Source organism: Caballeronia sp. LZ016 (assembly GCF_031450805.1).
GTDB lineage: Bacteria > Pseudomonadota > Gammaproteobacteria > Burkholderiales > Burkholderiaceae > Caballeronia.
In genome coordinates, this window is the sequence record NZ_JARTVY010000005.1 from 54,475 (window position 1) to 66,613 (window position 12,139).

Consider the following 12,139-nt stretch of genomic DNA (forward strand, 5'->3'; position numbering starts at 1 on the left):
CCTACTTGGACGATCCAACTACATCGATCATGAACGTCGCCGCCCCATGCTGACCACAGAACGCAAGTCTTTCTCGTACCGCACGATGCACAAATGCGCGTACGCACTCCGTAGAACACGCTTGCAAAGAGCCTTGAATCACCTTCCGCGCCCACTGACTACTCACGTCCTCCGAGCCCCTTGGCTCGTTAGCACCGATCTCTTCTCTTTGCTCGTCACGGCTCATAGCCACGCCCCCCTACCTGGACGATCCAACCACATCGATTTTGAACGTCGCCGCCCCATACGCCACCGGGCACGACGGCGCCTCGCTCCCGCATGACGGCACACCCGCAAACGGCGATGCACTCAGCGTCCGCTGCGCCGCCGCAACCGCCTGCGCCGACGCAGAAACACTGCCGAACACCGAGTCATGCGCCATATCCAGCGCCGAAAAATCGCGCGGAGCAAGCGACACGATCGCCAGAAAATGATTCTCCCCAACCGGCTCGCCCGCCTGCATCGGCCACGCCGCCCGCGGCAACACCACTCGCTTGCCCGCCACCACCCGGTTGTCCCTGTCCAACTCATTCGGGAAAAGCTGCAAATACTGATTCGCAGGATCAACCGCGAAAACATACAGATAGCCAGCACGGTCGCTCGTCACAATGAAACGCAACCTGTCCCGATCCACCACCGCACGCTCGAGCGGCACCTCCACCCTCACCGCAACCGAAGGGTCCGACAACGACACAATCCGCGCAAACTCCCCAGCCGGCGTGAACGGCGGCAACGCAGCCTGCAGCGGCACAACCGGCTCAGACACCGTCTCCGCCACAGACGCCGAGCGATCCGCCGCTAATTCCGTCCCATCCCTCCCATCCGTCCCGCTCGCCGGGCCTTCCACACGGACCGCAGGCGGACCATGCGACATCATCTTCGGCACAAGCCAGCCAAACCCCGCCACGGCCACAAGGACGCATCCCGCGCCTACCACCCATCTCACGCGACGCCGTGCCGTCGCCACCGCACGCGGCGGATCCCTTCCATCGACGACGCCCGCCCCGCGCTCCGCCGATGCCGCATCGAGCACAATCCCCAGCTCGTCGGCAAATTGCCGGTCCGTCTGCGGACGATCGGCCGGCACTACCGCCAGCGCATGATCGACCGCCCTCAGAAAACGATCCGAATATCGTCCCGCCGCCAGCTTCGCAAGCGGCTGATAACTGTCGCTCACCATCCGCCCCACGGACGGCGGCGGCGTCCTGCCCGTGATCGCGTAATAGACCAGCGCCGCAAGCGCATAGTGGTCCGTCCACGGTCCCTGCCTCAGCGACGAGACCTCCGCATACTGCTCGATCGGCGCATATCCCGGCTTCAGGATCACCGTCAGCGCCTGCGTCATGTCGCCGATCACGCGCCGCGCCGCGCCGAAATCGAGCAGCACCGGCCGATGACCGTCGTCCAGCAAGATGATGTTGTCCGGCGCGATGTCGCGGTGAAAGCAGTTCGATGCATGCAGCACCGCGAGCGCATCCACGAGCGGCGTCAGCAGCGCGCGCAGCCACGCTTCGTCGGGCGGCCCCGGCATCGCTTTCAGCGCATCCTTCAGCGTCACGCCACGGTAATACGGCATCACCATGTACGCCGTGCCGTTCGCCTCCCAGAAGCGATACACCTTCACGAGCGACTGATGATCGAAGCGCGCGAGAAGCCGCGCCTCGTCGTTGATGAAACTCTTCAGCCCCGCGCGAAACATGCTCTCGTAGCGCGACGACTTCACCTGCACCTGCGTCGCGCCCACACGCGACGCCAGCGCCGACGGCATGTACTCCTTCAGCGCAACCTCGCGATCCAGCGACGTATCCAGCGCGCGATACACGATGCCGAAGCCGCCTTCGCCGATCAGGCCGAGAATCTCGAATTCGCCGAGCCGCGTGCCGGGCGGCAGCACGCCATCGGTCGCGGTCATGTCCGGCGACGGCGCGCGCGCGCCGCTCACGATTACCGTCCTGTCATCCCCGGCGTTCGCCTCGATGTTCACTTCGGTCCGGCCTTCGTCGCCGTCCTCCGGGACGCGCTCGCCGGGATGCCTGCCGGTGGCGTTCATGATGGACGATCCCGCAGCAGCGTCGTAAAGAGCGCCGTGTCCGGCAGGCCGTACACCGGCCAGATCGTGAACGGCCTGGGCGTCGCGTCCGGTAACTCGCCGGTCTCGTCGGACAGCGGCGCGGCCTGCGCCGACGTCCACATGCTCATGCCATACAGCTCCGTCTGCCAGATGGGGGCGAACGTGCGCGCAAGGGCATCGGGCAGCACGGCCGCCGACTGCACCGTCCACGGCTCGCTCAGCACCGCGGCGCGCGCGTTGTCGGACGGCGGCGCGAGCGCCGGCGCGGGAAGCGCAGCAAGTTGCGCATCGAGCCGCTCGATGCTGTGATCGAAATCGAGCGCGGCCAGCGCGACGCCTTCGATTGCCGACAGCCATTCCCACAGCGCGACGATCTCGCCGCCCCGCGCGGGCGCGCACGGCAGCGACGCCGCGATCGTCAACGGAAAATGCCGGCCCACGCGATCCACCGACGCCATCACCACGCCCGCCCAGCACTGCGTGAGCGCCGGAGCGATCGCGCCCGGCATCGCGAAGAAGCGCCACACCGGACACGTGAGATAAAGCGCGAGCCAGTCTGCGCCGAGTGCGAGCTGCGCCTCCCCGACGCGCTGCGCAAGCCACGCATCCCACGGCGCGACGAACGCATCCGACAAGCGCCGCGCCGCGAAATCGCCGAGCGAAGGCAGCTTCCCGTACCAGCCGGGAATTGCCGGCGTTTCATCGGCGAGGGCGTTGGCGAGATCGTCGCTCATGGGCGTGCATCGGCCTTCATAGACGTTCGGGACACGAAAACGCGCGCAGGTCGGCGAGCCGGAAGGGATTCTCGACGCTGTTCGCCGTCACTTCGAAGCGCGCCTTGCGTCCCTCGATATCGAAGGTCACAACGAAGCGCTCCGGCTGGCCGGTCGGCTGCACGTCGACCCGGTCGAACATGCGAAAAAGCGCCCACGGTCCTTCGAAAACCAGATTGCTCGCCCCGTTCGACGGCGGCGGCGTCAGTTGCAGGCTCACGCGGCCGGAGCCTCGCGCGCCGGGCCACTGGACCGTCGCGGGAACCTGCGGGCCGTGCGCGTAGGTGAGAATCTGCCCGTCGATGTCGAGCGTGAAGGAAAGGATCGTCGGGTCCATGTCGAGCGGCTTGAACTGCAGCGCAAGCGCCGGCGTCTTGCCGCCGCCCCGGAAGAACACGCCGCGAATCGTGGCCGCGCGCTCGAACTGCGCGAGCCCGGCCGGACTGATCTGCGCCGCGCTCGAATCGGATTTCTTGAAGGCCCACGGTTTCGCGGATACATCGACGTCCTGCGCGAGATGCTTCTGGAAGAAATCGTCGAACTTGCCGCCGGGCGCGAACAGCGCGCCGAAGTCCTCGGGCAGCACGTCGCGTCCCGACGCCTGCACGAACGGATAACGACCGCCGAGCGCCCGATCGCAGAACGACGAAATCGATTCCTTCAGGTCCGCCGAAAGGTTCACGCGCCGCGCCTGCAGCGTTTCCGCCGCGCCCTGGCTGCCGAGATCGAGCAGCGCCGTGCGGATCGGCTCCGGCATGCGCGCAGCCTGCGAACGCAGCTTCGCGGGGGCGTCGGAGGGGGGCGGGGCGGTCTTCTGCTGCAAGGCTTCGTTGGTGGCGCTCAGGTACGCGTAGACATCGTTGATGAGGGCGAGCGTCTGCATGATCGGCGCGGGCTGCCCGGCGCCGGGACTCGTCGCGAGCGCGTGCAGCGCGGCGAAGCGATCGTCGACGATGCTTTCTAGCCGCGTGCCCGGCGCGACGGGCGCGATCTTCGTCGGGTCCGGTCCGCGGATGATCTTCTCCAGCCGCTTGCGCGCCGCGCTGATCCTGTCGTTCGCCTTGTCGACGACGGTCGTCTCGTCCTGTGGCTTCGCGGCGAGCGTCGTTTCACGCGATGCCGCCTGCACGAGCATCGCGAGCGGCGAATCGGGCGCGGAGAGAATGCGCGCGATCTGCGCCGATTGGGACAGGCTGTCCGCGCGCACGATGCGGATATCGTTCAGGAATTCCGTCCAGGTGCGCGCATAGTCCTGCAGATACAGCAGCCGCACGTCCTGCGTCAGCCGCTGCATCGCTGCCGGATCGCCGCGCCGCAGGCCGCTCTGATCGCGGATGCCGAGCACCCACGGTTCCTCGGCGGCGAGTTGCGCGGCGGTGTCGTCGACGGCCTTGAGAAACGCCTTGTGATAGCCGTCGAACGAATACAGGCCCGGCACGCCGCGCGTGAGCGGTGCGCCGCTCGCCCGCACGAAGACGAGTTGGGCATTCGGCCCGCCCGCGCGCGTGACGGTGAACTCGGGATAATCCGCGCCGACGCCTTGCTGCTTCACGCGCCCGTAGACCCGCTGCGCGAGCGTGCTGGCGGCGAGCATCGCGCGCACGCTCGCGACGAGCCGTTCGTCGAACGGTAGATTCGGATGCACGACGCCGCGCGACAGCAGGGCGTCGAGATGACGGGCGAGCGCCGCGCGTTCCTCGTTGCCGACATCGCGCGGCAGCGAGCGGTCCCAGTCGGTGACGATCCACACCTTCAGCGCATCCGGGTCCTGATGTTCGGGCTGATTCAGCATCAGATACGCCTTCAGCGCCTCGTACGCATAGCCCGGGTTCGACGCGTTCGCGCTGCGCGCCTGCTCCTCGATGCGCGCGGCCAGCTTCGGCAGGAACAGGTCGGTCAGGAGCCGTTCGTACGCGCCGGTCGCGGCCGCGTCGAGCTTCGCGCCTTGCCACAGGCCCCATTGCATCGCGAGCGGCGGATGCGCGGCATCGACTTGCGGCGTGGAGCCGAGCTTCTGCACGGCCGATAACAGCGGCAACTGCGCGACGAGACTCGCATTCGCCGCCGATGTCCCCGCTACCGCGTCCTTCGCGGTGCGCGCGGTCCGCTCGACGTCCTCGACATAGGCGCGATTGCGCAAATAGCTCGTACCCCAGAGCGCCAGCACGCACGCGCTCGCCGCCGCGATGCCCGCGTACGCCGACAGCCGCCGCACATGCCGCCGCCGCGCCCATTGCACGTTCGACCCGGCAAGTCCCTGCTCGGCGAAAACGACCTGCTTCAGCAGCCGCTCGATGAAGTAGCTGCGCCCGCTCGACGGACGCGGCGGCGTGCCACGCTCCACGCGGTCCATGCGGAAGGCGCGCGCGAGCGCACCCATCACGCGGTCGATCGGCGTGCCTTCCTGCGTGCCGCTCGTGAAGTAGACGCCGCGCAAGAAAGGCAGCTCGTCGTGCTTCGAGTGCATGAAGGTTGCGCTGAGCGCCTCGGCGAGAAGCGGCTTGAGCGCCGCGAACTGCTGAGGAAAGCCGATGATTGCCGCGCGCTCGGCCAGCCCGCTTTCCTGATGCAGACGATCGTGCAGCCGCCCGACGAGCCGCGCTTCGAGCGCATCGAGTTCCGCGTCGACGCGCGCGGCGAATTCGTCATCGGTCAGGGCGCGGCCCGGTTCGTACGGAAACGTGAAGCCGAAGACCTGCGCGCGCTCTTCCTTCGACATATCCGCGAAAAATTCGGTGAAGCCCGCGAGCAGGTCCGCCTTGGTCACGAGCACATAGACGGGAAAGCGCGTGCCGAACGCCTGGATCAGCTCGCGCATGCGGGCGCGCAGCGTCGCGGCCCGCTCAGCCACTCTCTCGCCGGCGCCGGCGTGCGAGGCCGCGAGCAGGTCGGGCACGGCGAGCGTGAGCAGCACGCCGTTGATCGGCTGGCGCGGGCGGGTTTTTTTCAGCAGCGCGAGAAAGCCTTGCCACGCGGCGTGATCGGCGTCGCGGTCGCTATCGTGCGTGGTGTAGCGGCCCGCTGTGTCGATCAGCACGGCTTCGTCGGTGAACCACCAGTCGCAGTTGCGGGTGCCGCCGACGCCGCGAATCTTGTCGGTGCCGAATCGCTCGGCGAGCGGGAAGCGCAGCCCCGAGTGGACGAGCGCCGTGGTCTTGCCCGCGCCCGGCGCGCCGATGAACATGTACCACGGCAACTGGTAGAGATATTGCCGCCCCGAGAACGTGATCCAGTCGCGCCAGCCGGGCTTGCCGCCGGACGCGGTGAGGCGCGCTTCCCGCAGCACGGCGAGCGCTTCGTCAAAGCGTTGCGCGAGCGTCGCGACTTCGGCTTCTCCGGCGCCCGGCGCGGCGGCGTGTGCGGGCGTCGTGTCATGGCTCGCGAGTCCCGCCGACAACGCCGCCTGCGTGCGCCGCGCCCGCCACGCGACGTAAAGCCGCCGCACCACGAGCAGCAATGCGACGCAGCAGATGGCGATGAACCGTGCCGTCGTGGATTCGAGCGGATAGTTGCCCGCGAACGACAGCAGCGGTCCCGCGATCCAGACCGCTCCGGCAATCAGCAGGAATCCGATGATCGTCAGCAGCACCGGATGAAAGAGGATCGACAGAATCTTCTTCATGTTCACGAACCCGGCCTGGCGAACAGCGTCACCTCCACCCGCCGGTTCCGCGCGCGGCCGGCGGGCGAGTCGTTGGGCGCGACGGGATCGGCGTCGCCTTGTCCTTCGGCCTTGAGGCGTGCAGCCGGGACGGTGGCCGCGAGCAGGTCGCGCACGTTCGCGGCCCGCTCCTGCGACAACTCCCAGTTCGACGGATAGCGCGCCGAGCGGATCGGCCGGTCGTCGGTGTGGCCGGTGACGAGCACGTTGCCTGGCACCGCGCCGAGCGCCGCCGCGATGCGCGCGATCAGCGGCTTCGTCTGCGCCGATACCTGCGCGCTGCCTGGGCTGAACACGTTGTCGCCACGCAGCGTGATGACCGAGCGATCCACGCGGTCGTCGACGTTGACGAGGCCATCGCGGATGTCCTGCGCGAGGAACTCGGCGAGGCGCGGCTTCGCCGCCTGCGTAACGACGAGAGGCCGCTGCGCCCCGGCGCGGATCGACGCGAGCGTGGCGAACGCCGGATCCGAGAGGCGGCCGAGCTGGAAGCTCATCGCCAGATACGCACCGGCGAGCAGCAGGAGCGCGAGCGCGCCCGCGACCCAGACCGGCAGCACGTCGGTCGTGCGTCGGCGCGCGGCGGGCACGCCTTCCCAGTGCGGCGACAGCGCCCGCTCGGGCTCGCCGCGTTCCTTGCGGATCAGTTGATGCAGCCGCACGCGAATGGCGTCGAGCGTTTGCCTGCCTTGCGCCGCCACGCGATAGCGTCCCTCGAAGCCGAGCGCCAGCACGATGTTCGACAGCTCCAGCAGATGCAGATGAACTGCGGGCTTCTGCGCGAGCCCCGCGAGCAAGTGGAAGACTTTCTCGCCGCCCCACGCTTCGTTATGAAACGTCACCAGCAGGCTTTGCCGCGCCCACACGCCCGCGCCCCACGGCGTGCCCGACGCGGCTTCGTCGAGCATCGTGCAGATCATGTAGCGCGCCGCCGTGACCTGTTCGGCGGGCACGCCGCACGCCCGCGCCTCCGACTCGAAGCGGCGCACCCCGGCGGCGAGGGAATCGCGGAGCGCGGCGGGATCGGCGCAGGCGCTCATCGCCCGGATGCGCGGCGCGAGCTGCAAAAGCGGCGCGCACGCGGCGACCAGCGGATTGACCGCGCCGCCGCGAACGAAGGCGGCATCGAAGGCGCGCGGGTCGGCATCCGCCGGGAACGCGCCTTCCGTGCCGCCGCTCGTGCGCGATTCGCTCGCGCCCGGAACGCGCCGTCGCGCGCCCGGATTCGGCTTGATGATCGTCTGGTCGGATTCGAATCCGGCGAAGGGATCGTCGTGGTTCGTCATGGCGTCGGGGAATCGATGCAGTCAGTGTCGGATGGCCCAGAACTCCAGCTCCAGCGCCGGAAACTCGCCTGCGATGTACATCGCCAGATTGCCGGTCTGCTCCAGCTCCTTCCATAGCTCGCCGCCGCGATCCAGTTCGAAGTACGAAAAGCCCGCGTGAAACGGAATCTGGCGCGGCGCGACCGGCATCGCCCGCAGCCCGATGCCCGGCAGCGCGAGATTGACGAGATCGCGCAGCTTCTCGGCGGGCGCGACCTTCACCTGCGTGGGAAAGCGCGTGCGCAGCGCTTCGCCTGGCATCTGCGCGTTGGCGGCGAGCACGAAACCCGCCGTTCGCACGAGTTCGAGATCGTTGATCATCGCGACGCGCACGCCGGGCTTGCGGCTCTGCAATTCGATCGCGACCGCGTCGGGCTCCCGCACTTGCGCAAGCAGTTGCCGCACGTCGCGCATGAGCGGCTCGAACGACGTGGCGATATCGTCGTGCCGATACGGCGGATACGCAGGCACGCGACGCCGTTCGTCGAAGGCGGCGAGATCGCCGGCGAACGCGAGCGTCGTCTGATAAAGGCGCTCGGGATGCAGAAGCGGCGACTGCAGCAGATGCCCGTATTGCGGTTCGAAGCGGTTGAGCGTCTGCAGCAGCAGAAAATCCGCGATTTCCGCGACACCCCCGCGTCCCGGATTCGCCAGCCGGCTCGCGAGCCGGTCCGCATGCTGATGCGCGAGACCGGCAAGCTCTTGCGCATGGCCGAGCAGGCGCGGGTCGGCGAGCGCGTGGAGCATCGGCGGGATGTAGGCGGGGTCGAGCAGCACGCGATTGTCCGCACGACGCTCGAGCACGCGCGCCAGGCCGATCGTCGCGAAAGCGTCGGTGGCGTCGCGCGCGAGCATGAGCCGCAGGTTCGGCGCGCCGACGCGAATCTGCGCGATGCGATCCGTGCTCGTCGTGATGTCCGCGACGGACGTGTCGCTCGTGCGATAACGCAGCGCATCGGCGCGGGCATCGGCGTTGCCGTCGGAATCGAATTCCTTGGCTCCGGCGCGCACCAGCGGCAGCGCGAGCAGGACGAGTTCATCGCGCGTGCCGGGCGGAATGTCGAGCGGCGGCGGCGCGGGCGCATCGTCGGGAAACGAGAACGCCGCGCCGTCGGGCAGCACGCCGAACGCCGACGACAGCGCGATCTTGCCGAGCCCGAGCGCGATGTCGTCGATCCTCACGTCAGCCCAGCCCCACGACCACGCTTCCGTCGCCCGTGCATGACAACGCACGAGATGCTCGATGAAGCGGTCATGTTGCTGAAAATGCTGCGGTTCGAGGAACAGGCCCTCGGACCAGATCATGCGTTGGTGCCAGGTCATGGTGGCTCGAAGTCTCACGCGTTGCCTTGCGCCCGGCGCTTCGACTGCCCGAACGCTCCGGTCAAAGAACGATTCAGCCAAACGATTTTGGAAGCCGCCGAGGCCCTGCCTGCGCTGCCGTTACTTTTTCTTCGATGGCGGCGGCGGCGCGGGCTGCGCGGCGATGGTGACGTCGGCGGCATCGACGCGCACGTTCATCAGCGTGGTCTGATTCGGCGGCACGGGCTCGGTCACGCGCCAGCGCGAGCGTTCGATATCGCGATACGCCGCCACGACCGCCACGAACTTCGTGCCCGGCTGCACGGCCTGCTCGACGCTGCGGGTATCGCCCGGGCGCAGCAGGAATTCGTTCTTTGCGTTGAGGTCGCCGCCGAGCGTTGCCTGGTCCTTGCCGTAGAGCGTGAAGAAGTCGGCGCTGTCGAACGCGGCGGTCGTTCTCAGTTCGTACACGCGCACGACGACGGGCGACGGCCGTCCCGTGCGGTCGGGATTCGCGCCATCGAGCGCATTCACGGTGATGCGAACGATGGTCGGCGCGGGCGGCGGAGGCGGCGCGGACTTGCACGCGGCGAGCGCCAGCGCGCAAAGCGGCACGGCGAAAAAACGCGCGCGGTTCATGAGTGGCCCGGTAAGTGACGTGCGACACAGCAGCAGACGAACCATGCCGCCGCGTTTTTTAAATCGGCTGCGGTGTTTCGTCTAATCGTGGCATCGCGCCGGCAGCGTGTCGGCGACGGATGCGAAGCGACGGTCATCGAGGAGCGCGTTCGTGAAACCGAATCAGCGTATGGCGCCGGCCCTTTCCCGCGACGCGGCGAGGCGGCTCGTCGCGGCGATCGCGCTGCTCGGCGCGGCTTGCATCGCACCGCGAGCCGATGCCGGGACCTCGCGCGACGAAGCCCTCACGCCCGCCGCGCGTCAGGCCGAAGCACGCGTGCGCGACGCCGAGACCATCGCGACGCTGTCCCAGGAAGGGCGGCTCCTGCTCGCACGCGATCAGGTGAAGCTCGACGGCTACGCGTACTGCAGCATGTCGGTGGCGGCGGCGGAGCGGGGGGATTTTCGGGAGAGCATCGAGGCGGCCTCGCGCGCGCTCGTCGTCGCGGCGCAAACGGACAACGCGAATCTCGCCGCGCTCTCGCGGCGCGATCTGGCCATCGCCTACAGCTATGCCGGCGATCTTCCCGATGCCGAACGCTACGCGAAGGAAGCCATCGCCGCCGGCGCGGGCAATCCGCAGCAAGTGCTCGCCCCGGCGCACAAAGTGCTCGGCGACATCGCGGCGCGGCGAGGCGATCCGGCCGCCGCGCTCGGGGAATATCGCGCGGCGCTCGCGGCGGCGTCGGCGCGTTATCGGCCGATGGTGCTGCTGTCGATCACGAACGCGCAGATCGCTGCCGGCGATGCGGCGGGCGCGCGCGCGACCTTCGCGCAGACAGCGGGCGTCGACGAGAGCCTGCTCGCGCCGCTCCGAAAGCGCATCGAAGGCAATCTGCTGCTCGCCGAGAACGAACCGCACGCGGCGCTCGACGCGTTCGCCGCCAGCGCCGCGAAAGGCGGCTCCGACGCCAGCTACGACAAGCTCTGGGCGCAGGAAGGCATGGGCCGCGCGTATCTGGCGCTCGGCGAACGCCGCAAGGCGCGCGACGCGTGGCTCGCCGCGCTCGACGAATCGGAGTCCATCCGCGCGCGTTTTCGCAGCGACGAGTTCAAGACCGGCCTGTTCTCCGATACGCAGACGGTCTTCGAGGAGACCATCGCGCTCGTCGTCGAAGATGGAGACTACGCGCTCGCATGGTCGCTCTCGGAAAAGAGCCGCAGTCGCGCGCTGCTCGATGTCGTGCGCAACCGGCTCGCCGGCAATGTCGACGAAACGCAGCTCAACGGCCGCGCGCTCTCGCTCGACGACGTGCGCGGCGCGCTGAAGCCCGGCGAGGCGATCATCGAATTTCACGGCCTTGGCGACAGGATGATCGCGTGGGTCGTGCGCGCCGATGGCATTCGCGGTTTCACGCTGCCGATCGCGCGCAAGGACATGGCGCTCGCCGTCGATGATTTTCGAAGCGCGATCGTGCGCGGGCGTCCACAGGCGCTGACCTATGGCGCGAAGCTCGACGCGCTTCTGATCGCGCCGCTCGGTCTGCGTGCCGGGGAGCGGCTCGTCATCGTGCCGAACGGGGCGTTGCACTACATGCCGTTCCAGGCGCTGCGCAACGCCGACGGATTCCTGATTCAGCGGCATGCGCTCGCGCTCGCGCCGTCGGCGAGCATCGCGGTGCAGCTCGTGCGGCGGCCCCAGCGCATCGCGAGCGATCTCGTCGCGTTCGGCAATCCGCGCATTGCGCCGGAATTCGATCTGCCGGGCGCGGAAGCCGAAGTCCGCGCGATCGGTCCGCTGTTCGCCAGGCGCGAAGCGTTCCTGCAGGGCGATGTCACGCGCAAGACCTTCAGCGACAACGCGCCGGCGGGCCGCATCGTGCATGTGGCGACGCACGCGCAGGCCGACACCGTCGATCCGCTGCACTCGCGCGTGCTGCTCGCGCCGGCTACGCAACCCGCCGACGGCCCCGACCCGATGCTCGCGCAGGACATCTACAACCTCAGGTTCGACTCGGTGGCGCTCGTCACGTTGTCCGCGTGCGAGACGGCGCTCGGGCGCATCGAGCGCGGCGACGAAATCATGGGCTTCACGCGCGCGTTCTTCTATGCGGGCGCATCGGCGCTGCTCGTGTCGATGTGGCCCGTCGCCGATGAGTCGACCGCGCTCACGATGCGCACGTTCTACGGCTCGCTCACGAAAGGCGAGGAGGCCATCGACGCGATGCGCGACGCGCAGCTCGCGGTGCTTGCGGATCGCAAGTTCGCGCATCCGTTCTACTGGGCGCCGTTCGACCTGATGGGCAACTGGCGGCTCACGGTCGCGCGCTGACAGCCGTGCGCCATGCGA

General features: G+C 68.4%; 7 protein-coding genes. 1 reads left to right on the forward strand and 6 read right to left on the reverse strand.

Annotation, left to right across the window (positions count from 1 at the left end):
- Window positions 1-238: 238 nt before the first annotated feature.
- The 6 genes from P9220_RS24120 to tssJ form a co-directional block, all read right to left on the reverse strand.
- On the reverse strand, window positions 239-2,089 hold the full coding sequence (locus P9220_RS24120) for a serine/threonine-protein kinase (RefSeq protein WP_309768324.1): 1,851 nt from the start codon (window positions 2,087-2,089) through the stop codon (window positions 239-241).
- Complete coding sequence (gene tagF, locus P9220_RS24125) at window positions 2,086-2,844, reverse strand: type VI secretion system-associated protein TagF (RefSeq protein ID WP_309768325.1); 759 nt, start codon at window positions 2,842-2,844, stop codon at window positions 2,086-2,088. Before tagF ends, P9220_RS24120 begins: the two co-directional genes overlap by 4 nt.
- Window positions 2,845-2,860: 16 nt before the next feature.
- Window positions 2,861-6,505, reverse strand: a complete 3,645-nt coding sequence (gene tssM / locus P9220_RS24130) for a type VI secretion system membrane subunit TssM (protein WP_309768326.1) — start codon at window positions 6,503-6,505, stop codon at window positions 2,861-2,863.
- A 2-nt stretch (window positions 6,506-6,507) separates the two neighbouring features.
- A complete protein-coding gene (locus tag P9220_RS24135) occupies window positions 6,508-7,830 on the reverse strand; it encodes a DotU family type VI secretion system protein (protein ID WP_309768328.1) in 1,323 nt (440 codons plus the stop codon).
- A 21-nt stretch (window positions 7,831-7,851) separates the two neighbouring features.
- Complete coding sequence (tssK, locus tag P9220_RS24140) at window positions 7,852-9,192, reverse strand: type VI secretion system baseplate subunit TssK (RefSeq protein WP_309768330.1); 1,341 nt, start codon at window positions 9,190-9,192, stop codon at window positions 7,852-7,854.
- Between the two features lie 120 nt (window positions 9,193-9,312).
- Window positions 9,313-9,810, reverse strand: coding sequence for a type VI secretion system lipoprotein TssJ (gene tssJ / locus P9220_RS24145; RefSeq protein ID WP_309768332.1), 498 nt, complete (start codon window positions 9,808-9,810; stop codon window positions 9,313-9,315).
- A gap of 151 nt (window positions 9,811-9,961) precedes the next feature.
- On the opposite strand from tssJ, the gene P9220_RS24150 reads away from it, so the two are divergent.
- Entirely contained in the window at window positions 9,962-12,121 is a 2,160-nt protein-coding gene (locus tag P9220_RS24150) for a CHAT domain-containing tetratricopeptide repeat protein (RefSeq protein ID WP_309768333.1), read from the forward strand.
- Window positions 12,122-12,139: the final 18 nt, after the last annotated feature.